This window comes from Verrucosispora sp. NA02020, from assembly GCF_013364215.1.
In the GTDB taxonomy this organism is placed as follows: Bacteria; Actinomycetota; Actinomycetes; order Mycobacteriales; family Micromonosporaceae; genus Micromonospora.
This window is the reverse complement of the sequence record NZ_CP054923.1, coordinates 2,344,999-2,368,450: the sequence shown is the minus strand read 5'-3', so window position 1 is coordinate 2,368,450 and position 23,452 is coordinate 2,344,999. Positions and strand designations below refer to the sequence as shown.

Below are 23,452 nucleotides of genomic sequence, written 5' to 3'. Positions count from 1 at the left end.
CGACGATTCCCCGGCGCACCGGGGCGTACCGACCCGCAACTGGCTTACCCACCTGGACCAGAGGAAACCCGAAGAAGACCCGGATTCTCAGCCGATGGACGGCACGACGGACGCTCAGCCGAGCGCGGGCAGGGGGCGTTCCGCGTGGGGCACGTCCGTCACCCCGGACCCCGGAGCATCGAGCACGGTCAGACCGCCCGGGTACGCGAACGACGCCCGTGGGGAGTAGTAGCCCCAGCCGATGGTGAGCGGGTTCTCCGGCCGCAGCGCGTAGACCGGGTGGTCGGGGTCCAGGAATTCCACCGACTCGATCTCGAAGGAGGTGGTGGGCTCGGCGACGACCGGATAGATGCTGCTGACCAGCCGACCGTGCAGTGACGTGACGTACCGGTGGTGGCCGTTGTGCACGGCGTGTCCGGTCTCGCCGGCACGCACCCGGGCCCGGATCACCGGCGCGCCGTCGATGGTGGTCTCGGTCACCAGTTCGTGGCCGTTCGCGGCGATGGAGGTGTCACCGGCCGACGCGGGAGCACCCCGACCGAGGGCGTACCGGCGGACCAGTTCGCTGGAGGTCACGTAGTGGGTCCACCAGCCACCCGGGGTCACCCCGTCGGGGGCGTCCACGCCGGCCAGGGTCACCCCGAGATAGGTCAGCGAGTACGAGCCGAAGCCGGAGGTCTGGCTCGCGTCGTCCACCACGTACTGGTTCATGAAGACCTGGCCACCGGGATGCGGTCGCAGCCCGGTCGGGACGAGTGCCGCCACCGCGCCCGGATCCGCCGGCAGCCAGCTGAAGTACAGCGTCCGGCAGTTCACGACGAGTTGGGGCACCGCGGGGTCGAGCACAACACCTCCGGTCGACAGTCCCCCGCGACGCTATGCCGGGTCCCACGGACGGGACAAGGACGGATAGGCGACAGTCGTCGGCCCGACCCGTCGGCGTCTCCCCCGATCGGCGACGTCGGACCTCCGCCCGTTCATGCCGGGACGGGGGACGACCGATCAGGGATCAGCCGAACCGGCCGGTCGAGATCACGGATCGCCTTCGGATCCGGTGGCACTTCATAGACGAATGGCCGGTTGAGACCGTTTCATGGCTAGAAGTAACTTAAGTACATCGTCCGTTCGGCTAGATTTCTGCGGCACCATCAGGCTAAGGTGACTCCCGAACGGACTAGCAAGCTCTAAACCAAAGCGTCACGTCTTTATCCGCGGACGAGGTGCAGGGAGGACCACCATGACCGCGCTCACCGAAACGGCGACTGCCCCGGCGCCCACGGCACCGAAGCTCGACCCGCGTTCGCTCTCCGACAGCGCCACCGACCTACTCAACGCGATGGCCGCGCTGCCGGCCGGGCACCCGTCCCGGGCCGCGCTGCGCGACCGGGCGATCGAGGCCTGGCTGCCGCTGGCGAACCACCTCGCGCACCGCTACAGCGGACGCGGGGAGCCCACCGACGACCTGGCCCAGACCGCCGCCGTCGGCCTCATCAAGGCCATCGACAAGTTCGACCCGACCCGGGGCGTCGACTTCGCCGGCTACGCGATCCCCACGATCATCGGCGAGCTCAAGCGGCACTTCCGCGACCGCACCTGGGACATCCGCGTCCCCCGGCGGCTCCAGGAACTGCGGCTGGCCATCTCCGACGCCAACAGCTCGCTGTTGCAGACCCTGGGTCGCTCGCCGACGGTGGCCGACATCGCCAGCCACCTCAAGCTCACCGAGGAAGAGGTCCTGGAGGGCCTGGAGGGTGCCCGCGCCTACAACGCGGTGTCGCTGTCCACCCCGACCGGTGACGGCGACCGGGCGACCGAGCTGGGCGACATGCTCGGCGGCGAGGACAGCGAGTTCGAGCTGGCCGAGCTGCGGGTGGCCCTCGGGCCGGCGCTGGCCACTCTGGACGAGCGCGAGCAGAAGATCCTCACGCTGCGCTTCTACGGCAACCTCACCCAGTCGCAGATCGCCGAGCAGATCGGCGTCTCGCAGATGCACGTGTCCCGGCTGCTGGCCCGGGCGCTGACGAAGCTGCGGGGGCAGCTCGACGGCACGTACTAAGAGGGGGTGGCGACGGTGGCCGGGCCTGCGAGGACCCGGCCACCGTCGTGTCCGCCGCCACCGTCTCGGCCCGTCGGCCCTCGCGGGCCGGCGCCCGCGTCGTCGATCCGGTGGCGGCGGACGACTCAGGTGACGGACGGCTCCCGCCACATCGGCCAGAACGGCGTCTCGTCGGGCAGCCGGAACGGCTCCGACACCCGGTAACCGTGCCGCGCATAGAGGTCACGGCCGATCTCGCTGCTCGCCTCCAGATAGGCCGGCACCCCGTTGGCGTCCAGCCACGCGTGATGGTGCCGCAGCAGCGTCGACCCCACCCCCTGTCCCTGGCGATCCGGCCGGACGGCCAGCAGCGCCAGGTGATGGTGGTCCCGATGCGGGTGGTGGGTGGCGAACAACTCGTCCAGGTGCACGAAGCGCGGCGTCCACTCCCCGCAGGCGGCGACCAGCCGGGCGTCGTAGTCCTCCGGCGGCGGCAGCGGCTCACCGACCGACGGCAGCCAGACCGCCACACCGGCGCGGTCCGCCGTGCCGAACACCAGCCCGTGCCGCATGGCGTGCGCCACGATGATCTCGAAATTCCCGGCCAGCACCGCCTCCCGCTTGGCCTCGTCCGGGACCAGCCACCGGGTGGCGTCCAGGACCAGGAAGGACTCGGCGATGCGCTCGGCCACCCAGCGGGTGTCGGCCTCCCCGAGGCGCGAGACGGTCGTCACGCTCATCGCCGCACCTCCGCCTCGACCCGCGACGGCGGGACCGCCACCGCGGCGGCGCTCTCCGCGCCCAGGCCGATCCGGGCGTACGTGTCGGGTCGGCTGCTGCGCAACGTCATCCCCCACAGCGCGCCGAGCAGCGCGGCCACCGGGTACACCGCCGGGAAGGCCCAGCGCAGCGGGGAGTCGGGCTCGACGCCGAGCAGGTTCGCGAAGTTCTGCACCGCCAGCACGATGATGACGGTCAGCGCGATCGCCGCGATCCCGGGTGCGACCAGCCGCCGCCAGAGCGTCTCCTGCTCGGCGTTGCGGGCGAAGTAGACGATGATGGCGACGGCGGTGGTCGCGATCAGCAGCAGCACACCGAAGCCGCCGCTGGTGCCCAGCCAGAAGAACAGTTGCAGGACCGGGTCCCAGCCGTTGAACGCGTACAGCAGGATCACCACCAGTCCGAGCGCGCTCTGCGCCAGCGAGGCGGCCTGCGGCGCGCCGGTCGTCGGCGAGGTACGCCCGAACACCGCCGGCAGCACCCGCTCACGGCCCAGCGCGAAGGCGTACCGCGCGGTGGTGTTGTGGAACGAGATCATCGCGGCCAGCACCGAGGTCAGGAAGAGTGCCTGGCCAATGGTGAGGACGGTGTCCCCCAGGTGCGCGCCGGCCAGGTTGAAGATCAGCTCGACGCTCTGGGCGTTGGCCTCCTCGACGATCCGGTCCGGGCCGACGGCCACCGTCATGCTCCACGACGAGAGGGCGTAGATGACCGCGATGATCGCCACCGACAGGTAGGTGGCCATCGGTACGGTCCGCTGTGGGTCCTTGCTCTCCTCGCTGAACACCACCGCCGCCTCGAAGCCGACGAAGCCGAGGATGGCCAGCACCAGCACCGCGCCCAGGCCGGGTACGAAGAAGTTGTCCGGCGAGAACGCCGCGAAGCTGACGCTGCCGCCCGCCGGGTTGCCCAACTGGCCGAGGTCGAACAGCACGATGACGGCGATCTCGGCGCAGAGCAGCGCGGCCAGCACCATGCCGTTGATGTCCACCCGCAGCAGCCCGAGCAGGCCGACCAGCGCCCAGGCCAGCAGCGCCACGATCCACCACTGTGGCGTCACGCCGAACAGCCGGTCCAGCACCGGTGCCGCCGCCGCGCCGATGGTGCCGTAGAGCCCGACCTGGAGGGCGTTGTACGCGATCAGCGCCACCCAGGCCGCGCCCACCCCGGCCGGTCGGCCCAGCCCCCGGGCCACGTACGCGTAGAAGGCGCCGGCGTTGGCCGTCCGGCGGGCCATCGCCACGTAGCCGGCGGAGAAGAGCGCCAGCACGGCGGCGACCGCCAGGAAGGCCAGCGGGATGCCGAGCACCCCGACGACGCCGTAGCCGGTGGTGACCACACCGGCCACCACGGTCAGCGGCGCCGCGGCGGAGAGCACGAAGAAGATCACCGAGGGCACTCCGAGGCGGCCACGGGCCAGTGCCTCGGAGACGTTGCTCGATCGTGGGGGTGTCACTGTCGAGGACATGACTGCTCCGGATGTCAGGGAGGGGAAGGGGTGTTACCGCCTCAGGGGAGACCGCGCAGCACGGCCGCACCCACGGCGGCCTCGGTCTGTCCGACGAGTTCCTTCAGCGGAGCCGGCAGGGCCGGAATGATCAGGTTGAGCCGGTGGTGGGCGCGCGGACCGGCGCTCCACAACACCTCACGGGTCAGCCCGGCGGCCGCGACCAGCCCGAGCAGCAGCGCGTCGGGCACGTGGGGCGGGTCCGCGCGTTCCAGCGCGGCGCGCAGCCGGGTGGCGGGCCAGGCCGCGACGTTGAGGTCCGTCGGCACGTACGTGACGCTGGTCCGCAGCAGTCGACGCGTCTCCTGGCGGCGCAGCACCCCGGCCCGCGCCAGCCGCTCCCCCACCGAGGTCACCGCCGTCTGGGCGAGGAAACTGAGCCAGGTCCGCACCGCCTGGTGCTGTTGCTCGCCGATCAACTGGTCGAGCACGGTGTGCGCCAGCGCGTCGGCCGGTGGACGCCGGTCGACCACGGTGACCTGTCCGGCCGCGACCGTCACGTGTCCATAGAGGACCAACTCGCCGAGCAGGCCGGCGGCCAGGCCGAGGCTGGTGGCGGCCGGATGCAGCTTGGCCTTGCCCCGGGTGTCGTTGTGGGCGATCAGGAAGAACTCGTCGGCGATGAGCACTCGTCCCCCCTGGCCGGCCGTCCATAGTGATCGCTAACCGCAGGCAAGAATGCACCGAGCGCAACTGCAACGCAACTCCCGTTTTCGGCAGTTGCACTCCGTGCTGGCGCGACCTGCGAATTTTCCCGTGACAGACTCGGAGGGTGACCGCGAGCCCCACCGTTCGCCGCCGCCGCATCGCCCGGGAACTCCGCCAGTTGCGCGAACGCGCCGGCATGACCCTGGACGTCGCCGCCCGGCAACTGGACATGTCCAAGAGCAACCTGTCCCGCATCGAGAACGCCCAGATCGGCATCAAGCCGCGAGACGTCCGGGCCGCACTGGCGCTGTACCAGGTGACCGGGAACGACGCCGAGGCGCTCATCGAGATCGCCCGGGGCGCCCAGCAACGGGGCTGGTGGCAGCACTACAGCGACGTGCTGCCGGAGTGGTTCGAGTTCTACGTCGGACTGGAGGCCGAGGCGGCCACCCTGCGCACGTACGAGGCGGAGGCGGTGCCGGGGCTACTGCAGACCGAGGCGTACGCCCGGGAGGTCTATCGGCTCACCGCGGGCGAGGACGACATCGACCGCAAGGTGGCCGCCCGACTGCGCCGACAGGACGTACTGCGCAGCGACGAGCCGGCCGAGTTGTCGGTGGTGCTGAACGAGGCGGCACTGCTACGCCCCGTGAGCGAACGGGCCGTGATGGCGGCGCAACTCGCCCACCTGGAAACCACCGCACAGCTACCGAACGTCACCATCCAGGTACTTCCATTCGCGGCCGGCGGCCACCCGGCGATGAACTCGCCGTACGTGATCCTCACGTTTGCCGACGCGGCCGACGCAGCCGTGGTTTACCTGGAAAACCTCTCGACAGGCCTGGCACTGGAAGAGGTCGCGCAGGTGCGCTCGTATAGCCTTGTGCACGAGAGGCTGCGACGTCTGGCGCTTGATCCAGCGGCGTCTTTGGTGCGCCTGAAGGAAGCTTCTCGTTACTTTACGTGACCGTTCGGCGCGGTCACAGTCGGTATCGACGAAGGGATCGCGATGACCGCGCTCGACCTGTCCCGGGCTAACTGGCGCACCAGTACGCGCAGCGTGGGAAACGGCAACTGCGTCGAGGTCGCCGTCGTCGACGGTCGGGTGGCGGTACGGGACAGCAAGGACCGCCCCGGCCCCGTGCTGACCTTCCCGTCGGCGGCCTGGCACGCCTTCGTCACCGGCGTCGACGCGGTCCGCACCGGCTGAGTCCACCGCCCCTTCGGCCGAGCACGGAACAGACACGTCGGCCATGGGCCGAGAGCCGGTGCGAGACTGGGCCGTGCTCTCCGACGTACCCCTCGACCTGCCGGTCCGTCCGGCGTTGCCGGCGCTGGTGTCGGCGCTGCGCGCGGCGGGGACCGCGATCCTGGTCGCCCCGCCGGGCACCGGCAAGACCACGCTCGCCCCGCTCGCGGTGGCCGAGGCGGTCGCCGGCCGCGTGATCGTCGCCCAGCCCCGGCGGGTGGCCGCCCGCGCTGCCGCCCGGCGGATGGCGACGCTGCTCGGCGAGCGGGTCGGCGACCGGGTCGGCTACGCCGTGCGCGGCGACCGCCGCGTCGGTCCACGGACCCGGGTCGAGGTGGTCACCACCGGGCTGCTGGTCCGCCGGTTGCAGCACGACCCGGAGCTGGCCGGCGTCGGTGCGGTGCTGCTCGACGAGGTCCACGAACGACAGCTCGACGCCGATCTCGCGCTCGCCTTCAGCGTGGAGTCCCGGGCCGCGCTGCGACCGGACCTGTGGCTGCTGGCGATGTCGGCCACGCCGGAGGCGGACCGCTTCGCCGCCCTGCTCGGCGGTGCCACGCCCGCGCCGGTGGTGCGGGCCGCCTCGGCGCTGCACCCGGTGACCCGGGTCTGGGCGCCGCCGGTCCGGCCGGTACCGCCGCCCGGCGCCGGGCCGGTCGACCGGGCGCTGCTCGACCACGTCGCCGCCACCGTCCGGCGGGCACTCGACGAACAGGACGGCGACCTGCTCGTCTTCCTGCCCGGTGTGGGCGAGATAGCGGCCGTCGCGGGCCGGTTGGCCGCCCTGCGCGACCAGGTCGACGTGCTCCGGTTGCACGGCCGCCAGGACGGCGCCGAACAGGACGCGGCGCTGCGTCCGGGACCGCGACGACGGGTGGTGCTGGCCACCGCCGTGGCCGAGAGCAGCCTGACCGTGCCGGGGGTGCGGACCGTGGTGGACGCCGGCCTGTCCCGGGTCGCCCGGCTGGATCTGGCCCGGGGACTGGGCGCGCTGGTCACCGTGCCGGTGTCCCGGGCCGGGGCCACCCAGCGGGCCGGACGGGCCGGTCGCGAGGCACCGGGGCACGTCTACCGCTGCTGGTCACCGGCGACCCACGAGCGGCTGGCGGCCCAACCGGAACCGGAGATCGCCACCGCCGACCTCACCGGCTTCGCCCTCGACCTGGCCGCCTGGGGCACACCGGACGGCACCGGACTCGCGCTGCCGGATCCGCCCCCGGTGGCGGCGATGACGGTGGCCCGGGAGACGCTGGGCACGCTCGGGGCCCTCGACCCGGACGGCCGGATCACCGCGCGGGGACGCGCGATCGCCGCCACCGGGGCGCATCCCCGGCTGGCCCGGGCCCTGCTCGACGGTGCCGCCCGGGTGGGCGCCCGGCGCGCCGCCGAGGTGGTCGCACTGCTCGCCGAGGAGTCCGTCGCCGGTGCCGGGGACGACCTCGCTGCCGCCTGGCGTCGACTGCGCGACGGCGTCGAGCCGGGTGCCACCGCCCGCTGGCGGACCGAGGTACGCCGACTGCGTACCGCCCTGCCGGCCGGCACCGCCGAGGACCCCGCCGGGAAGGCCCTGCCCGACGATCTGGCCGCCGGGTTGCTGGTCGGGTTGGCGTACCCGGAACGGTTGGGCCGGGTACGCCGGGCGGGCGGCTCGGCGTACCTGATGAGTGGCGGGACCGCGGCGGAGCTGGCACCGGGGTCGTCGCTGGCCGGCGCCGGCTGGCTGGCCGTCGCGGTGGCGGACCGGGCGCCCGGTGCTCCGGCCGCGCGAATCCGGCGGGCGGCGGTGCTGGACGAGGCGACCGCCCGCGAGGTCGGTGCGGTGCTGCTGCGGACCGACCGGGAGGTCGGCTGGTCGGGCGGGGACGTGGTGGCCCGGGAGGTGGTCCGCCTGGGCGCCATCGAGCTGGTCGACCGGCCGCTGTCCCGGCCCGGACCGGCGGAGGTCGCCGCCGCCCTGCTGGCCGGGTTGCGGGACGTCGGCCTCGACCTGCTGACCTGGACGCCGGCGGCGCGGACGCTGCGCGACCGGATGGCGTTCTGCCGACACGCGCTCGGCGACGAGTGGCCGGACGTCACCGACGAGGCGCTGCTGGCCGGCGCGTCGAACTGGCTGGGGCCCGAGCTGGCCGGTGCCCGGCGCCGGGCCGACCTGGCCCGGATCGAGGTGGCCGGTGCGCTGCGCCGGCTGCTGCCCTGGTCACTCGCGGGACGGTTGGACGAGCTGGCACCCGAGCGGATCGCCGTGCCGAGCGGCTCCCGGATCCGGGTGGACTACGCCGACCCGGCCGCGCCGGTGCTGGCGGTCCGGCTCCAGGAGACCTTCGGCTGGGCGCAGGCACCTCGCGTCGGCGGCGGTCGGGTGCCGGTGCTGCTGCACCTGCTCTCACCGGCGGGCCGGCCGGTGGCGGTCACCGCCGACCTGGCCTCGTTCTGGCGCACCGGCTACCGGCAGGTGCGCGCCGAACTGCGCGGGCGGTATCCCCGGCATCCCTGGCCGGAGGACCCGACCACGGCCGCACCCACCCGCCGCGTCGGACGCGGCTGACGTGAAAGGAAGGGTCCCCTGCTAACGCCTGGTGCATAGCAGGGGACCCTTCCTAACACCCGGCAAACGCCGCGCCCACCCGGCAAACGCCGCGCCCACCCGTCGGCTGGACGCGGCGACGGGTCGGGGTGCGGCTGCGCGTCAGGGCTCGTCGACGATGTCCGCGATGACCACGGTGATGTTGTCCGGGCCGCCGGCGCGCAACGCCAGGTCGATGAGCTTGCGGGCGCACACCTCCCGGTCCGGGTGGGCCGGGAGCACCTCGGCCAGGGTCTCGGCACGGACGACGTTGGACAGTCCGTCGCTGCACAGCAGCCAGCGGTCGCCGTGTCGGGGCAGCATCGTGGCGTAGGTCGGGGAGACCTCGTCGCCCTGCAGGGCCTGGGTGACCACGGCCCGACGGGGATGGCTGCCGGCCTGGTCCGGTGTTATCACCCCCTGGTCGACGAGCATCTGCACGAACGTGTCGTCCCGGGTGATCTGCTTGAGCACGCCGTCGCGGAACAGGTACGCCCGGGAGTCGCCCACGTGGGCCAGCGCCAGGCAGCTCCCGGTACGCGCGAAGAGCAGCGCGGTCAGCGTCGTACCCATCCCCTGCCGTTGCGGGTCCTCGGCCACCGCCTGCCGGATCCGGGTGGTGGCCGACTGGATGCCGTCCTGCAACGCGGCGACGAGCGCGTGCTCGGGTATCTCCACGTCCAGCGGCGCCACCGCCTCGATGGCGATGGCGCTGGCCAGGTCGCCCGCAGCCATCCCGCCCATGCCGTCGGCGACGGCCACCAGCCAGGTCCCGGCGTGCAACGCGTCCTGGTTGCCGCTGCGGATCAGCCCACGGTCGCTCGCCCCCGCGGAACGCAGCTTCAGGGTCATGGGACGCAGCCTGCCAGGAGAAGGCCTCCGTTGTCTCTAGGAGATCAGGACGGCCGGGCGTGGCGCGGCGAATCTCACTGGCCGACGACCTCCGAGCCCATCGGACAGGATCGATTGACATCGCCCCGTCCACCCTGGAAACATGCCCGATACCTGGGAGCGCTCCCAGGTTTCCCGCATACGCACACCACCATTCCGTCCCGTTCGTCGGAAGGAATATCCGTGACGCCATCCCGACGTCGCCTCGCGGCGCTCGCCGCGGCGACCACCGTGGCGCTGGCCGCTGTGAGCGCCGGCACCGCCCACGCCGATCCCCCGGCCGAGGCCCCCGAACAGATCACGAACGGCGATTTCAGCACCGGCGTGTCGCCGTGGTTCTCCTTCGGCACCGGTCCGCTCGGCGTGACCGACGGCCAACTCTGCACCACCGTCGCCGGTGGGCTGGCCAACCCCTGGGACGCCGGCATCGGCCAGGACGCGGTGGCGCTGGTCGCCGGCACCGAGTACACCCTCGGCTTCGACGTCACCGCCACCCCCGGCAGCGCCGTGACCGCCGTGCTGCAACTGGGCAACGCCCCCTACACCGGCTACTACTCGGTCACCGCCGCCGCCACCCCCACCCAGCAGCGGGTCGAGCGGACCTTCGTGGCGCCCGAGGACGACGAGCGCGCCCAGCTCATCTTCCAGGTCGGCGGCGCCGCCGAGGGCCAGACCGTCTGCCTGGACAACGTCTCGCTGCGCGGCGGCAACCCGCCCGAGCCGTACGTGCCGGACACCGGCCCCCGGGTCCGCGTCAACCAGGTCGGCTACCTGCCCGGCGGCCCCAAGAACGCCACGGTCGTCACCGACGCCACCGAGGCCCTGCCCTGGCAGTTGCGTGCCGCCTCCGGCAGTGTGGTCGCCAGCGGCACCACCACCCCGCGCGGTGTCGACGCGGCGTCGGACCAGAACGTGCACTCCGTCGACTTCTCCGGCTACCGCACCCCCGGGCAGGGCCTGACGCTCGCCGTGGACGGCGAGGTGAGCCACCCGTTCGACATCTCCGGCGCGCTCTACGAGCGACTGCGCTCCGACGCGTTGCAGTTCTTCTACATCCAGCGCAGCGGCATCGCCATCGACGGCGATCTGGTCGGCGAGGAGTACGCCCGGCCGGCCGGTCACCTGGGCGTCGCCCCGAACCAGGGCGACACCGACGTGCCGTGTCAGGCCGGTGTCTGCGACTACCGGCTCGACGTGCGCGGCGGCTGGTACGACGCCGGTGACCACGGCAAGTACGTCGTGAACGGCGGCATCGCCACCTACCAGTTGCTCAGCACCTTCGAGCGGACCAAGAACGCCGCCACCGCCGGTTTCGGTGCCGCCCTCGGCGACAGCACGCTGCGGGTGCCGGAGCGCGACAACGGGGTGCCCGACATCCTCGACGAGGCCCGCTGGGAGCTGGAGTTCCTGCTGCGGATGCAGGTGCCGGCCGGTAAGCCGCTGGCCGGGATGGTCCACCACAAGATCCACGACCGGAACTGGACCGGCCTGCCGTTGCAGCCCGAGGACGACCCGGAGCCGCGTGAACTGCACCCGCCGTCCACCGCCGCCACGCTCAACCTGGCCGCCGTGGCCGCGCAGTGCGCCCGACTGTTCGCCCCGTACGACGCGACGTTCGCCCAGCGCTGCGGCACCGCCGCCAAGACCGCGTACGCGGCGGCCAAGGCCAACCCGACCCGGTACGCCAGCCCGACCGACGGCAACGGCGGCGGCGCGTACGACGACAGCAACGTCACCGACGAGTTCTACTGGGCCGCCGCCGAGCTGTACCTGACCACCGGCGAGCGGGCGTACCTGACCGACCTGACCGCGTCTGCGCACCACACCGGTGACGTCTTCGACGTCCGGGGCTTCGGCTGGCAGAGCGTCGCCGCGCTGGGTCGCCTCGACCTGGCCACCGTGCCGAACGGGCTGCCCGCCGCCGACCTGGCCCGGGTTCGCGCCTCGGTCACCACCGCCGCCGACGGCTACCTCGCCGAGATCCAGCGGCAGGCGTACGGGCTGCCCATGCCCGGTGACGCCGGCAGCTACTTCTGGGGCGGCAACGGCAACGTGATCAACAACGCGGTCGTGCTGGCCACCGCGTTCGACCTGACCCGCGAGGCGAAGTACCGCGACGGTGCGGTGCAGGCGATGGACTACATCTTCGGCCGCAACGCGCTGAACATCTCGTACGTGACCGGGTGGGGCGAGCACGCGGCGGAGAACCAGCACAGCCGCATCTTCGGCCACCAGTTGGACCCGTCCATGCCCAAGCCCCCGGTCGGTTCGCTGGCCGGCGGCCCGAACGCCGCCCTCCAGGACCCGTTCGTGGAGCAACTGCTGGCCGGGTGCGCGCCGATGTTCTGCTTCGTCGACGACATCGCCTCGTACTCCACCAACGAGGTCGCCATCAACTGGAACTCGGCGCTGACCTGGATCTCCTCGTTCCTGGCCGACCAGGGTGACGCCTCGGCCGTACCGGCGCCGACGTGCTCGGTGTCGTACACCAACTACGGCTCCTGGCAGGGCGGCACCGGCTTCACCGGCCAGGTGGCCATCCGCAACACCGGCACCAGCGCGGTGAACGGCTGGACCGCCCGCTTCGCCTTCACCGGCGACGCCAAGGTCCGGGAGGCCTGGACGGCGAAGGTGACGCAGGCCGGCGCCACGGTGACCGCCAAGAACGAGTCGTACAACGCCCGGATCAACCCGGGTGGCACGGTGACCTTCGGCTTCAACGCCACCACCGGCCCGGGGGCCAACCCCAACCCCGGCCTGGTCACCGTCAACGGCTCTCCCTGCACCGTCTCCTGAACCCCGGGTGGGGGGCCGTCGGCGACCGGCCCCCCACCCGGCCCCCTCTCGTCTCGCCCGCCTCGCCCGCCTCGCCTCGTTGATCAAGAAGTTCGGGTCCCGATCCACGCTGGATCGGGACCCGAACTTCTTGATCGTCGCGTGGCAGCATGGCCGGTATGACGGAGATCGTGGTGCGGCGGGGCGGGGTGGCGGATCGGGACAGCGTGTTGCGGCTGCTCGACGTGGCCATCGCGTGGTTGGCGGAACGGGGGCGTACCGGGCAGTGGGGTACCGCGCCGGCCTCGTCCGACCCGCGCCGGATCGCCCAGGCCGACGGATGGGCCGGCAGTGGCGGACTGTGGCTGGCCGAGATCACCGGACAACCGGTCGGCGCGCTGGTGGTGGGCGCCGCCACCGAGTACGTACCACCCGCCACCGAGCCGGAGCTGTACGTGAACCTGCTGGTCACCGACCGGGCGTACGCCGGGGCCGGGATCGGTGGCCGGCTGCTGGCGCACGCCGCCGAGCTGGCCCGGGAACGTGGCGTGGACCTGCTGCGGGTGGACTGCTACGCGGGCGACGACGGCGCGTTGGTCCGCTGGTACGAGCGGCAGGGTTTCACCGCCACCGACCCGTTCACGGTGCCCCGACCGGACGGCGCGCGGTGGCCGGGACAGGTGCTGGCCCGCCGCCTCGACTGAGCCGCCGCCGGGCCCGGGGTCCCCGGGGTCCGGACCGGGTCAGGTCAGGTCCCGGTCGGGCCCCACGGCCGACCGGCTGCGGACAGTGCTGGTCAGCCGCTCCGGCCGCGCAGCTTCGGCAGCACCTGCTCACCGAACGCGTCGAGGAACGGACGCTGCTCCTGCCCGACGTGGTGCAGCGCGATCTGGTCGAACCCGAGCTCGATGTACTCCTCCAGCCAGCCCACGTGCCGACCCAGGTCGGCGGAGATGTTGACCACCTCGGCGAGGCGGCTCATCGGCACCTCGGCGGAGACCACGTCGAAGTGTTCCGGGGTGGCCAGGTCCCAGCAGACCGGTGGCGCGAAGACGTTGCTGCGCCACTGGTCGTACGCGATCGCCTCGGCGTCGGCCTGGTCCGGCGCCCAGCTCAGGTGTACCTGGAGATGCACCGGCCCGCGCCCGCCGGCCTCCCGGTACGCGTCGACCATGCGACGCAGGTACTCGGGCGCGGCGTTGACGGTGATCAGCCCGTCCGCCCACTCGGCGCACCAGCGGGCGGTCTCCACGCTGACCGCCGCGCCGACCAGGGCCGGCGGCTGCTCGGGACGGCTCCACAGTCGGGCGCGGTCGACGCGTACCAGGCCGTCGTGGCTGACCTCCTCACCGGCGAGCAGTGCGCGGATGACGTCGACGCACTCGCGCAGCCGGGCGTTACGCACGTCCTTGCGCGGCCAGACCTCGCCGGTGATGTGTTCGTTGGCGGCCTCGCCGGAACCGAGGGCGGCCCAGAACCGCCCCGGGTACATCGCGCCGAGGGTGCCGATCGCCTGGGCGATGATCGCCGGGTGGTAGCGCTGCCCGGGCGCGTTGACGACCCCGAAGGAGAGGTCGGTGGCCTGGAGCGCGGAGCCGAGCCAGGACCAGGCGAACCCGGAGTGGCCCTGCCGCTCGCTCCACGGCGCGAAGTGGTCGGAGCACATGGCCGCGTCGAAGCCGACCTGCTCGGCATGGATCACCGCTTCCAGCAGCGCGCGCGGGTGAATCTGCTCGTGGGAGGCGTGGAAGCCGATCGCCGTCATGCCGGCCTTCCCTACCCACGCTCGCCGGGATGTAAGCAGGGGTCCCCTGCTAACGCCTGGTGCATAGCAGGGGACCCCTGCTTACATCCCGGCGAGCCCGGCGACTACTCGGCGTGGGCGCCCGCACCGGCGGTGGCCGCGCCCTCGCCCACCCAGACGGTCTTGACGTTGCAGAACTCGTGCATGCCCTGCGCCGACAACTCCCGTCCGTAGCCGGAGTTCTTCACCCCACCGAAGGGCAACTCCGGGTACGACGTGGTCATGCCGTTGACGAAGACGGCTCCCGCCTCCAGGTCGGTGGCGAAGCGCTCCTGCTCCTGCGGGTCACGGGTCCAGGCGTTCGACCCGAGCCCGTACGCGGTGCCGTTGGCCACCTCGATCGCCTCGTCGTACGACGCGACCCGGTACAGCCCGGCGACCGGCCCGAACACCTCCTCGCTCCACATCCGCATGTCCGGCCGCAGGTCGGTGACCACGGTCGGCGGATAGAACCAGCCGTCACCGGCCGGCTTCTCGCCGCCGCAGAGCACGGTGGCTCCCTTGTCGACGGCGTCGCGTACCTGGGCGTCGACCTCGTCGCGCCCCCGTGCCGAGGCGAGTGGTCCGACGTCGGTGTCGTCGTCCATCGGGTCGCCGACCCGCAGGGCCGACATCCGGTGGGCGAACGCCTCGGCGAACGCGTCGTACACGTCGGCGTGCACGATGAACCGCTTGGCCGCGATGCAGGACTGGCCGTTGTTCTGGCAGCGGGCGGTGGTGGCCACCTCGGCGGCGAGTTCCACGTCGGCCGAGGGCATCACCACGAACGGGTCACTGCCACCCAGTTCGAGCACGGTCTTCTTGAGTTCCCGGCCGGCGATCTGGGCGATCGAGCGGCCGGCGGGCTCGCTGCCGGTGAGCGTGGCGGCCCGGACCCGGGGGTCGCTCAGGATCCGGTCGACGGCGTCGGAGCCGACCAGCAGTGTGGTGAAGGCTCCTTCGGGGAAACCGGCCCGCCGGAACACGCTCTCCAGCAGCAGCGCGGTCTGCGGCACGTTGGAGGCGTGCTTGAGCAGTCCGGTGTTGCCCGCCATCAACGCCGGTGCGGCGAACCGGACGACCTGCCAGAGCGGGAAGTTCCACGGCATGACCGCCAGCACCGGCCCGATCGGCTGGTAACGGACGAACGCCCGGGTCGCGGAGACCGCCGACGCGTCGGCCGGGCGGTCGGCCAGGAACTCGGCGGCGTGCCGGGCGTAGAACCGGCAGGCGCTGGCGCACTTGGTGACCTCGGCCTTCGACGAGGCGAAGGTCTTGCCCATCTCGGTGGTCATCAGCCGGGCGATCTCGTCGCGCTCCGCCTCCAGCAGGTCGGCCGCGGCCTCCAGCCACCGCCCGCGCTGCGCGATCGTGGTGGACCGCAGGTCCCGGTACGCCAGGTCGGTCCGCTCGATCGCCGCGTCGACCTGCGCGTCGGACATCGCCTCGTACGTCTTGAGCACCTGTCCGGTCCGGGGGTCGGTGGTGGCGATGGACATCAGGGCTTCTCCCGTCACTCGAAGAGCGAGTGCCGTACGCCGGGCTCCTCGCGACGGCGGGCGGCACGACGACGTTGGATGACGGCCAGGTCGACGACGGCGATCACCGCGAGAACGACGCAGACGACACCCAACCAGGCCACATCGGCACGGAACGCCAGCACCGCGAAGACGACCATGGAGACGAGCCCGAAGCCCGCCAGTACGAGCCTCAGGTTCAGCGCGCTGTTCGCGTGGCCGACCGTGCCTCGGGCGCGTCGGGGCTGTGATCTGGTCATCGCCCCCACCTACCCGGCGGTGCCGGGGCTAACCGTCGTCGCCGGGGCCCGGTGGTGCGTTGCGTTACATCGACCGCCCGTCGAGGGGCCGGTCCGGGTCGGCGCGAGGAACATGGAGGACATGACCGTGATCCCTGCCGCGCCGGTGACCGTCGCCGTGGCCCGACGTGCCGACCCCGCCCGCACCGACGAGATGGTGGCGTGGATGCGGGCCGGGACGGCGCTGGCCGAGGTGTTCCCGGGTTTCCTCGGCGCCGGTTGGGTGCGCAGCGCACCCGGCTCGGGCGAGTGGCACATGCTCTATCGCTTCGCCGATCCGGACACGCTGAGCCGCTGGGAGGAGTCGCCGCAGCGGCACTGGTGGTTGACCTCGGCGCAGGGCATCGTCGAGCACACCCGGGTCGAGCGGCGGACCGGCATCGAGGGCTGGTTCGACCCGCCCCGCGAGGAGACCGTGGAGGTGCTCGACGCGGCGCCGACGGTGCCCGCCTCGCCGCCCCGCTGGAAGCAGGCGATCACCATCTGGCTGGCGTTCTTCCCGCTCAGCCTGTCGGCGACGCTGCTCACCGGACATCTCCTGCCGGACCTTCCGGTCGCGGCCCGGGTGCTGGTCATGACGCTCACCCTGACCCCGCTGATGACCTATCTGGTGCTGCCCCGGATCACCCGGGCGCTGCACTGGTGGCTGCACGGCCACCGCGCCCCGTGGCGGGCATAGCACGCGACCCTCGTCCACGACAGTTCTCTGCCGCATCTCCGACACCGACACGGGAGCACCACCGGCCCCACGCGTAGAGTCACCCTGCTGTCGCTCTGTGCTGTGAGGCTGGGGAACTCATGCCTAAACGCTGGACCACCGCCGTGGTCAGCCTGCTCGCACTGGTCGCGCTCGCCTGCGAGGGCGGCGCGGAACCGACACCACGCCCGAGCGACGGCACACCCCGGGCCGGTTCACCCAAGGTCGTCGCGGCGCTCGGCGACTCGATCACCACCGGGTTCGGCTCCTGCCTGGTCCTGACCTCATGCGAGCGCAACTCCTGGTCGACCGGGGACGGCCTGCGGGTGGAGAGCCACTTCCGCAGGCTGGTGGACCGCAACCCCGGGCTGCGCGGCCACAACCACGCCCGTCCGGGCGCCCGGGCCGCCGCACTGGCCGGGCAGGCCGAGCGGGCGGTACGCGACCGCGCCGACTACGTGACGGTGCTGATCGGCGCCAACGACGCCTGCCGGGGCACGATCGACGCGATGACCCCGGTGACCGAGTTCCGGGCCGAGGTGGACCGGGGGCTGCGGGTGCTGCGCGAGGGCCGCCCGAAAGCGCGGGTGCTGGTCGTCAGCATCCCGGACCTGTACCGCCTCTGGGAGGTCGGCCACGACGACTCACGGGCGGCCCGCGCCTGGCGGCGGGGTGTCTGCCCGGCGCTGCTGGCCGACGCGACCTCGGACGCCCCCGCCGACCGGGCCCGCCGGGCGGAGTTCCGGGAGCGGATCGACGCCTACAACAGCCAACTCCGCGCGGCCTGCCGGGCGTACGGCTCCCGGTGCCGCCACGACGGTGGGGCGGTGCACCGGGTCCGCTTCGACCTGGATCTGGTCAACCGGTTGGACTACTTCCACCCCGACACCGACGGCCAGTCCCGCCTCGCCGAGGTGACGTGGCGTTCCTCCGGCTACGCGGACTGACCGTCGGCGGCTCGCCCGCCGGACTACTCGGGAGAGATACGGGGTGCCGGGATGGGCGGGCCGTCGGGTCGGCGGTAGAGGGCCCGCGAGCGTTCGGCGAGCCCCTTGGTGGCCGAGGAGTTGGCCCAGGTGCCGAGGACGACCGCAGCGCCGGGCACCACCTTGGCGAAGAGCCGTTTCGCGGCACGTACGCCGGCCATCTGGGCCAGCCGTACGCCCAGCCGCAGCATCACCCGGCTCAGGGCCTGCTGCCCGCCACCACCGCCGAACAACGCACCGGCCCGTTCCCGTCCGGCCGCCACTCCCAGTGCCAGCCGGGCACTCGCCGCCACCTTGTGCACCTTCTGCAGCACCAGCAGGTCGGCGGCACGGTCGGGATGTGTCGGGTCCACCCCGTACGCGGCGGCGATGTGCAGCACCATCCGCGCCTGGGTCCAGGCCAGCACCCCCACGTCGATCACCGCGCCGGGCAGCCCGGCAGCGCCGGAGACCGCACCGGAGAGCCGCGCCCGGTTGACGAATCGGCGTACTGCCTTCTCTGCCAGGGCCTCCTCGGTGAGGCGCGGATGGTCGGCGCGGGCCTGCCGGGCCCACCGCGCCGCCTCCGGCCCGAGCCGGCGCACCGCCTCGATGGCGAGGTGCTCCGGCGCGTACTGCGGATCCTGGCGCATGCGGTCCCAGAGCGTGGCCGGCGGGGCTTCGACGGCCTCGCCCGCGGACGCCGGCCCGGCTGGCGCCGGGGTGACGGGCTGACCGTCGGCGGGGACGGAATCGCTCATCGCTCTCCCTTCGGTGACTTTCATCCATGTGTACCTCGTGACGGCAACGCGGTACCCCCGCCGGTTGTTGCTACACCGATGCCGGGCCGAGCGGCCCGCCGCAACAGGAATGCATCAGGATGACGGGTACGTTCTGGCGATCGGGACGCCGCCAACCCGGCGACCCGTGACGCGCACACCAGGGAGGCCGCACCGGTGCTCGACCCACACGAGCTCTACGAACTCACCGACGATCTGCCCGACCTCGGTCAACCGGTCCTGATCCAGGCCCTCACCGGCTTCGTCGACGCCGGTAACGCGAGCCGGCTGGCCCGCGAGCAGTTGCTCACCTCGCTGGACGCCCGCCCGATCGCCCGGTTCGACCTCGACCAGATGTTCGACTACCGCTCCCGCCGCCCGGTGATGACCTTCGTCGAGGACCACTGGGAGAGCTACGACGCCCCAGCGTTGGAGCTGCACCTGCTGCGCGACGACGACGAGACCCCGTTCCTCCTGCTCACCGGCCCCGAGCCGGACCTGCAGTGGGAGCGGTTCGTGGCCGCCGTGGCGGGCCTGGGCGAGCGGCTGGACGTCCGGCTCACCGTCGGTCTCAACGCGATCCCGATGGCGGTGCCGCACACCCGTCCGACCGGCGTGACCGCACACGCCACCCGGCGTGACCTGATCGCCGGCTACGAGCCCTGGCTGCAACGGGTGCAGGTTCCCGGCAGTGTGGGGCACCTGCTGGAGTTCCGCCTCGGTGAGGCGGGCCGCGACGCGCTGGGCTTCGCCGCCCACGTGCCGCACTACGTGGCACAGGCCGAGTACCCGGCCGCCGCCGAGGTGCTGCTGGCGTCGGTGTCGCGCAGCACCGGGCTGCTGCTGCCCCGCGACGGGCTGCACTCGGCCGCCGAGGTGGTCCGGGTCGAGATCGACCGGCAGGTCGCGCAGAACGACGAGGCCAGTGCGTTGGTGCAGGCCCTGGAGGAGCAGTACGACGCGTACGCCCGGGGCAAGGGTGAGCGGAACCTGCTGGCCGCCGAGAACGGTCCGCTGCCCACGGCGGAGGAACTCGGCGCCGAACTGGAACGCTTCCTCGCCGAGCAGACCCGCCCGCCGGAGGTGTAAGGAAGGGCACCTTATTAACGCCTCGTGCATAGCAGGGGTCCCCTCCTAACAGATCGCCACCGCACACCGCCCGTCGCGACCCGCCGGGCTCGGGCGACACCGGGCAGGCCGGGCCGGGATACGGCAGGCTGGCACCATGCGCCTGGCGACCTGGAACGTCAACTCGGTGAAGGCCCGCCTGCCCCGACTGCTGGACTGGCTGGCCGGCACCGGGCCGGACGTGGTCTGCCTTCAGGAGACCAAGTGCCCCGACGGCGCGTTCCCCGTCGCCGAGGTGGGCGAACTCGGTTACACCGTGGCCAGCCACAGCGACGGACGGTGGAACGGCGTGGCCGTGCTGTCCCGGGTCGGGCTGGCCGACGTCACGGTCGGGTTCCCCGGCGAACCGGGGTTCCCCGACCCGGAGGCCCGCGCCGTCGCCGCCACCTGCGACGGGCTGCGGGTCTGGTCGGTGTACGTGCCGAACGGCCGCGCCACCGACGATCCGCACTACGCGTACAAGCTGGCCTGGCTGGCGGCGCTGCGGGACGCGCTGGACGCGGAACTCACCGGCGGGCCGGCGCTGGCGGTCTGCGGCGACTTCAACGTGGCCCCGACCGACGAGGACGTGTGGGACCCGGCCCTGTTCGCGACCTCCACCCACGTCACGCCCGCCGAGCGGGCCGCGCTGGCGGCGCTGCGGGACCTCGGTCTCACCGACGTCGTGCCGACCCCGATGAAGGGGCCGCACCCGTACACCTACTGGGACTACCGGGCCGGGATGTTCTACCAGAACAAGGGCATGCGAATCGACCTGGTGTACGCCTCGGCGCCGGTGGCCCGTGCGGTCCGCTCCGCGTACGTGGACCGGGAGGCCCGCAAGGGCAAGGGTCCCTCCGACCACGCGCCGATCGTGGTCGACGTCGACCTCGTCCCGACGGTCGAGTCCTTCTGACCTCCCCCACCGCCCGGCGACCTCTCCCGCCGATCCTGGTACGCGACGGCCCCTCGTGGGGCATCCGAGTACCAAGATCTGCTGCGCTCATCCAGGTCTAGGGTGAAGACATGGCAGTTGTGAAGATCAACGCGATCGACGTCCCACCCGGTGCCGGCGAGGAACTGGAGAAGCGCTTCGCCGCCCGCGCCCGCGCCGTGGAGAACTCCCCCGGTTTCCTCGGCTTCGAGCTGCTGCGCCCGGTGGCCGGCGAGAGCCGCTACTTCGTGTACACGCGGTGGGAGACCGAGCAGGCGTACCAGGACTGGGCCAACGGTCCCGCCCGTGCCGCCCACGCCGCCCCGCCCGGTTCCGAGCAGCGTCCCCCGGTCGCCTCCGGCGCCAGCCTCCTGGAGTTCGAGGTCGTCCAGCAGGTTCCCTGACCGCAGCCGCCCGCTTTCTGGCGCGTGGCACCGAGGGAGAGCGAGGCCGGGTCGGGCCGCGCCGACGACGACGCCGGCACAGTGGTCAGGCGGGGCGGGTGGTGGTGAGGCTGGCGAAGGCGATCACGTTGTCGGCGTAGCCGTCCGGCCCACCGAGCCACTCGCCGCCGCAGGTGATCAGCCGCAGAGTCGGTGGACCGTCGTGACCGTAGACGCGGTCGGCCGGCAACTGGTCCTTGGGGAAGCGCTCGACGGAGTCCACGGTGAAGACCGCCACCGAGCCGTCCTCCCGATTCACCTCGACCGTGTCGCCCACCCGGAGCCTGCCCAGGTCGTAGAAGACCGAGGGGCCGCTCTTGGTGTCCACGTGCCCGACGATCACCGCCGGGCCGGGGTCGCCGGGGACCGGCCCCCGGTCGTACCAGCCGGTCTCCTGGTGCCGGCTCAGCGGCGGCACCCCGATCGTGCCGTCCGGTGCGTCGCCGACCGGCTTCACCGGGGCGGAGACGTCGATCGAGGGCACCGAGAGGCTCACCGGTCGGGCCGCGGTCCGCGCCACGGGTGCCGAGGCCGACGTCTGATCGCCGCCGGTCGCGGCCCAGCCCAGCGGGGAACCGGCGGTCCGCCCCAACCCGGCCCCGGTGGCGAAGACACCGACCAGCACCAGCACCACGGCCAGCGGCAGCGACCACGGGCGACGGCCGGACCGCTCGACCCGTTCCACGCGACGGGTCCGGACGCGGGCGGCGGCGCCGACCGGGGCCCGACCCTCCACATCCGGCGGGATCGGCCCGTCCAGGTCGGTCGGGTACGCCCGCCCCGGAGGTGGAACGCCCGGACCCGGCCGTGGCACGCCCGGCGGCGGTACGCCCGGACCCGGCGGCGGGGTGTCGACGGGAAGGCGTGCCCACGGACGCGGCGGATCGGGCACGAAGAGTTCGAAACGGGGCGGGCTGCCTACCGGTCGGGTGCGCGGAGCACCGGCGACGGGCGACGGACGGCCGGTTCGGGGCGTACCGCCGGAGCCGGTGGGTCGGGGCGCGCGAGGGGCGGGCACGGCGGGCTCACCCGCCCGCGCCGCGCCGACGGGTGGCGGCGACCCAGACGACCATGCCGGTGACGGTCAGCGCGAGCCCGCCGGGCAGCAGCAGACCGGAGGCAACCCCACCGGCACCGCCGCCGAATCCGGTAGCCGGGCCTCGGCTGGGCTTCATCTGGCGTACCACCTGGACCATCGTGGACGCGGTCTCGCCGCCCCGGCACTCCAGCTTGACCCGGTAGTTGCCGGGGAGCACCCGGTCCTTGACCATGGCCGTCCCGTGCAGCAGGCCGCGTTGCGGCTGCACCGCGACCCGGCCGAAGGCGTCCGAGACGACGATCGCGCCGACCGAGTTGTCCTGACAGCTCGCCCGCAGGCCGACCAGGTGCCCCGGTTCGACGGTGCTGGGCATGACCTCGACGAAGACGTTCGGGCCGGGCTGTGGGGCGGCGGCCCGCGCGGGGCCGGCCGGCAGCACCGGCGCGACGAGGACGGCCGCGAGCAGTGGCAGGGCGGCGGCGAGCAGCAGCGGGGCGGCGACCGAGGGCACCCGACGAGTACGCGTCCCTGACACGATGCCCCCTCCCGGCGCGCCGGAGCAGTCGCCGGGCGCCGCTGCGGACACCCGGTCTGCCGTACGGGATGATGGTCTCACTCCCGGTCGTACCTCACATCCGATCCGGCGCGAAGCTCGCGTAGGCTCGGTTCGCTGTGACCTCCACCGACCCGCATCCCACCGCGTCCGCGCCGCCGTACCCGGCGCGACCGATCCGCACCTTCCACCCGCGTGGCGGCCGGATGAGCGACCGTCAGACGGCGGCGTTGACGCATCTGTGGCCGAGGTACGCCCTGCGGGTGGCCGACGTCGACCGACTCGACCCGGTCGACCTCTTCGGCCGGCGGGCACCGCTGGTGGTCGAGATCGGGTCCGGCATGGGCGACACGACCGCCGACATGGCCGCCGCCGACCCGGATCGAGACTATCTGGCGGTCGAGGTGCACACGCCGGGAATCGCGAACCTCCTGGACCTCGTGCACCAGCGTGAGCTGGGCAATCTCCGGATCGCCGAGGGCGACGCGCTGGACCTTCTCCGCCTGCTGCCGACCGACTCGCTGGACGCGGTGCACGTGTTCTTCCCGGATCCGTGGCCGAAGTCGCGGCACCACAAGCGGCGGCTGATCCAGCCCGCGCACGTGGCGGTGCTGCGGTCCCGGTTGGCGCCGGGCGGCACGCTGCACTGCGCGACCGACTGGGCGGAGTACGCGGCGTCGATGCGGGTGACGCTCGACGCCGACCCGGGCCTGGTCAACCTCTACGACGGGTTCGCGCCCCGGCCGGCACACCGACCGGTGACCCGGTTCGAACGGCGGGCGCTGCGGGCGGGACGCCCGATCGCCGACCTGATGTACCGCCGCCGCTGAGCCGCCGCCGTCGCGGGTGCGGGGGTCGGGGCCGGTTGGCGTTTGTGGGGTTACGGAA

The 23,452-nt window shown here is 72.8% G+C and carries 23 protein-coding genes; 12 read left to right on the top strand and 11 right to left on the bottom strand.

Annotation, left to right across the window (positions count from 1 at the left end):
* Positions 1-114: 114 nt before the first annotated feature.
* The gene (locus HUT12_RS10345; RefSeq protein ID WP_176093235.1) at positions 115-846 is read right to left on the bottom strand and encodes a hypothetical protein; all 732 of its coding nucleotides are present in this window, start codon (positions 844-846) and stop codon (positions 115-117) included.
* Positions 847-1,237: 391 nt separating this feature from the next.
* Here HUT12_RS10345 and HUT12_RS10340 point away from each other — a divergent pair, with 391 nt between their 5' ends.
* Positions 1,238-2,056 carry a SigB/SigF/SigG family RNA polymerase sigma factor gene (locus HUT12_RS10340; RefSeq protein WP_131052406.1) on the top strand — a complete coding sequence of 273 codons (819 nt, stop codon included), beginning with the start codon at positions 1,238-1,240 and terminating at the stop codon, positions 2,054-2,056.
* A gap of 125 nt (positions 2,057-2,181) precedes the next feature.
* Here the strand turns inward: HUT12_RS10340 and HUT12_RS10335 are convergent, their stop codons facing one another.
* Genes HUT12_RS10335 through HUT12_RS10325 form a run of 3 tightly spaced genes read right to left on the bottom strand, consistent with a single transcriptional unit; the run spans position 2,182 to position 4,951 of the window.
* Positions 2,182-2,775: an N-acetyltransferase gene (locus HUT12_RS10335; protein WP_131052407.1), complete on the bottom strand. Its 594-nt coding sequence runs from the start codon at positions 2,773-2,775 to the stop codon at positions 2,182-2,184.
* Complete coding sequence (locus HUT12_RS10330) at positions 2,772-4,283, bottom strand: APC family permease (RefSeq protein WP_131052408.1); 1,512 nt, start codon at positions 4,281-4,283, stop codon at positions 2,772-2,774. The genes HUT12_RS10335 and HUT12_RS10330 overlap by 4 nt, the downstream gene beginning before the upstream one ends.
* Positions 4,284-4,324: 41 nt before the next feature.
* Positions 4,325-4,951: a GPP34 family phosphoprotein gene (locus HUT12_RS10325; protein WP_131052409.1), complete on the bottom strand. Its 627-nt coding sequence runs from the start codon at positions 4,949-4,951 to the stop codon at positions 4,325-4,327.
* Positions 4,952-5,094: 143 nt separating this feature from the next.
* Here HUT12_RS10325 and HUT12_RS10320 point away from each other — a divergent pair, with 143 nt between their 5' ends.
* The 3 genes from HUT12_RS10320 to hrpB all read left to right on the top strand — a co-directional run bounded on the left by HUT12_RS10320 (position 5,095) and on the right by hrpB (position 8,764).
* Positions 5,095-5,937 carry a helix-turn-helix transcriptional regulator gene (locus tag HUT12_RS10320; RefSeq protein ID WP_131052410.1) on the top strand — a complete coding sequence of 281 codons (843 nt, stop codon included), beginning with the start codon at positions 5,095-5,097 and terminating at the stop codon, positions 5,935-5,937.
* A gap of 42 nt (positions 5,938-5,979) precedes the next feature.
* Complete coding sequence (locus HUT12_RS10315; protein WP_176093234.1) at positions 5,980-6,180, top strand: DUF397 domain-containing protein; 201 nt, start codon at positions 5,980-5,982, stop codon at positions 6,178-6,180.
* Positions 6,181-6,253: 73 nt separating this feature from the next.
* Positions 6,254-8,764 carry an ATP-dependent helicase HrpB gene (hrpB, locus tag HUT12_RS10310; RefSeq protein ID WP_176095722.1) on the top strand — a complete coding sequence of 837 codons (2,511 nt, stop codon included), beginning with the start codon at positions 6,254-6,256 and terminating at the stop codon, positions 8,762-8,764.
* 141 nt (positions 8,765-8,905) lie between these two features.
* On the opposite strand, the gene HUT12_RS10305 is transcribed toward hrpB, so the two are convergent.
* On the bottom strand, positions 8,906-9,634 hold the full coding sequence (locus HUT12_RS10305) for a PP2C family serine/threonine-protein phosphatase (protein ID WP_131054571.1): 729 nt from the start codon (positions 9,632-9,634) through the stop codon (positions 8,906-8,908).
* A gap of 222 nt (positions 9,635-9,856) precedes the next feature.
* Here HUT12_RS10305 and HUT12_RS10300 point away from each other — a divergent pair, with 222 nt between their 5' ends.
* Together HUT12_RS10300 and HUT12_RS10295 are read left to right on the top strand one after the other, a co-directional pair.
* Complete coding sequence (locus tag HUT12_RS10300) at positions 9,857-12,469, top strand: glycoside hydrolase family 9 protein (RefSeq protein ID WP_176093233.1); 2,613 nt, start codon at positions 9,857-9,859, stop codon at positions 12,467-12,469.
* 158 nt (positions 12,470-12,627) lie between these two features.
* On the top strand, positions 12,628-13,152 hold the full coding sequence (locus HUT12_RS10295) for a GNAT family N-acetyltransferase (protein WP_176093232.1): 525 nt from the start codon (positions 12,628-12,630) through the stop codon (positions 13,150-13,152).
* 92 nt (positions 13,153-13,244) lie between these two features.
* Here HUT12_RS10295 and HUT12_RS10290 read toward each other — a convergent pair whose 3' ends face one another.
* From HUT12_RS10290 to HUT12_RS10280, 3 genes are all read right to left on the bottom strand, one after another.
* Positions 13,245-14,213 (bottom strand): TIGR03885 family FMN-dependent LLM class oxidoreductase, encoded by a 969-nt coding sequence (locus tag HUT12_RS10290; protein ID WP_176093231.1) that lies wholly within the window; start codon positions 14,211-14,213, stop codon positions 13,245-13,247.
* Positions 14,214-14,317: 104 nt separating this feature from the next.
* Positions 14,318-15,730, bottom strand: a complete 1,413-nt coding sequence (locus HUT12_RS10285; protein ID WP_131054575.1) for an NADP-dependent succinic semialdehyde dehydrogenase — start codon at positions 15,728-15,730, stop codon at positions 14,318-14,320.
* A 14-nt stretch (positions 15,731-15,744) separates the two neighbouring features.
* Positions 15,745-16,008, bottom strand: a complete 264-nt coding sequence (locus tag HUT12_RS10280) for a DUF6343 family protein (protein WP_131054576.1) — start codon at positions 16,006-16,008, stop codon at positions 15,745-15,747.
* 121 nt (positions 16,009-16,129) lie between these two features.
* Here HUT12_RS10280 and HUT12_RS10275 point away from each other — a divergent pair, with 121 nt between their 5' ends.
* Together HUT12_RS10275 and HUT12_RS10270 are read left to right on the top strand one after the other, a co-directional pair.
* Positions 16,130-16,726, top strand: a complete 597-nt coding sequence (locus HUT12_RS10275) for an antibiotic biosynthesis monooxygenase (RefSeq protein WP_131054577.1) — start codon at positions 16,130-16,132, stop codon at positions 16,724-16,726.
* Positions 16,727-16,845: 119 nt separating this feature from the next.
* Positions 16,846-17,691, top strand: coding sequence for a GDSL-type esterase/lipase family protein (locus tag HUT12_RS10270; protein WP_176093230.1), 846 nt, complete (start codon positions 16,846-16,848; stop codon positions 17,689-17,691).
* Between the two features lie 23 nt (positions 17,692-17,714).
* Here the strand turns inward: HUT12_RS10270 and HUT12_RS10265 are convergent, their stop codons facing one another.
* Positions 17,715-18,470 (bottom strand): EcsC family protein, encoded by a 756-nt coding sequence (locus HUT12_RS10265; RefSeq protein WP_131056330.1) that lies wholly within the window; start codon positions 18,468-18,470, stop codon positions 17,715-17,717.
* A 195-nt stretch (positions 18,471-18,665) separates the two neighbouring features.
* On the opposite strand from HUT12_RS10265, the gene HUT12_RS10260 reads away from it, so the two are divergent.
* The 3 genes from HUT12_RS10260 (at position 18,666) to HUT12_RS10250 (ending at position 20,933) form a co-directional block, all read left to right on the top strand.
* Positions 18,666-19,577: a proteasome assembly chaperone family protein gene (locus HUT12_RS10260; RefSeq protein ID WP_131056328.1), complete on the top strand. Its 912-nt coding sequence runs from the start codon at positions 18,666-18,668 to the stop codon at positions 19,575-19,577.
* Between the two features lie 136 nt (positions 19,578-19,713).
* On the top strand, positions 19,714-20,511 hold the full coding sequence (locus tag HUT12_RS10255; RefSeq protein ID WP_176093229.1) for an exodeoxyribonuclease III: 798 nt from the start codon (positions 19,714-19,716) through the stop codon (positions 20,509-20,511).
* A 110-nt stretch (positions 20,512-20,621) separates the two neighbouring features.
* Positions 20,622-20,933: an antibiotic biosynthesis monooxygenase gene (locus HUT12_RS10250; protein WP_176093228.1), complete on the top strand. Its 312-nt coding sequence runs from the start codon at positions 20,622-20,624 to the stop codon at positions 20,931-20,933.
* Between the two features lie 85 nt (positions 20,934-21,018).
* On the opposite strand, the gene HUT12_RS10245 is transcribed toward HUT12_RS10250, so the two are convergent.
* Both HUT12_RS10245 and HUT12_RS10240 read right to left on the bottom strand, forming a co-directional pair.
* Complete coding sequence (locus HUT12_RS10245) at positions 21,019-21,657, bottom strand: class F sortase (protein ID WP_176095720.1); 639 nt, start codon at positions 21,655-21,657, stop codon at positions 21,019-21,021.
* A 340-nt stretch (positions 21,658-21,997) separates the two neighbouring features.
* Complete coding sequence (locus HUT12_RS10240) at positions 21,998-22,450, bottom strand: hypothetical protein (protein ID WP_254877041.1); 453 nt, start codon at positions 22,448-22,450, stop codon at positions 21,998-22,000.
* A 233-nt stretch (positions 22,451-22,683) separates the two neighbouring features.
* Here HUT12_RS10240 and trmB point away from each other — a divergent pair, with 233 nt between their 5' ends.
* Positions 22,684-23,394 carry a tRNA (guanosine(46)-N7)-methyltransferase TrmB gene (trmB, locus tag HUT12_RS10235; protein ID WP_131055958.1) on the top strand — a complete coding sequence of 237 codons (711 nt, stop codon included), beginning with the start codon at positions 22,684-22,686 and terminating at the stop codon, positions 23,392-23,394.
* Positions 23,395-23,452 lie beyond the last annotated feature (58 nt).

Excerpts from the sequence above, each read along its gene's own strand:
- HUT12_RS10305 (WP_131054571.1), bottom strand. The coding sequence starts at position 9,634 with ATGACCCTGAAGCTGCGTTCCGCGGGGGCGAGCGACCGTGGGCTGATC.
- HUT12_RS10270 (WP_176093230.1), top strand. The coding sequence starts at position 16,846 with ATGCCTAAACGCTGGACCACCGCCGTGGTCAGCCTGCTCGCACTGGTC.
- HUT12_RS10250 (WP_176093228.1), top strand. The coding sequence starts at position 20,622 with ATGGCAGTTGTGAAGATCAACGCGATCGACGTCCCACCCGGTGCCGGC.
- HUT12_RS10255 (WP_176093229.1), top strand. The coding sequence starts at position 19,714 with ATGCGCCTGGCGACCTGGAACGTCAACTCGGTGAAGGCCCGCCTGCCC.
- HUT12_RS10285 (WP_131054575.1), bottom strand. The coding sequence starts at position 15,730 with ATGTCCATCGCCACCACCGACCCCCGGACCGGACAGGTGCTCAAGACG.
- HUT12_RS10280 (WP_131054576.1), bottom strand. The coding sequence starts at position 16,008 with ATGACCAGATCACAGCCCCGACGCGCCCGAGGCACGGTCGGCCACGCG.
- HUT12_RS10330 (WP_131052408.1), bottom strand. The coding sequence starts at position 4,283 with ATGTCCTCGACAGTGACACCCCCACGATCGAGCAACGTCTCCGAGGCA.
- HUT12_RS10335 (WP_131052407.1), bottom strand. The coding sequence starts at position 2,775 with ATGAGCGTGACGACCGTCTCGCGCCTCGGGGAGGCCGACACCCGCTGG.
- HUT12_RS10315 (WP_176093234.1), top strand. The coding sequence starts at position 5,980 with ATGACCGCGCTCGACCTGTCCCGGGCTAACTGGCGCACCAGTACGCGC.
- HUT12_RS10340 (WP_131052406.1), top strand. The coding sequence starts at position 1,238 with ATGACCGCGCTCACCGAAACGGCGACTGCCCCGGCGCCCACGGCACCG.
- HUT12_RS10275 (WP_131054577.1), top strand. The coding sequence starts at position 16,130 with ATGACCGTGATCCCTGCCGCGCCGGTGACCGTCGCCGTGGCCCGACGT.
- HUT12_RS10295 (WP_176093232.1), top strand. The coding sequence starts at position 12,628 with ATGACGGAGATCGTGGTGCGGCGGGGCGGGGTGGCGGATCGGGACAGC.
- HUT12_RS10265 (WP_131056330.1), bottom strand. The coding sequence starts at position 18,470 with ATGAGCGATTCCGTCCCCGCCGACGGTCAGCCCGTCACCCCGGCGCCA.
- HUT12_RS10290 (WP_176093231.1), bottom strand. The coding sequence starts at position 14,213 with ATGACGGCGATCGGCTTCCACGCCTCCCACGAGCAGATTCACCCGCGC.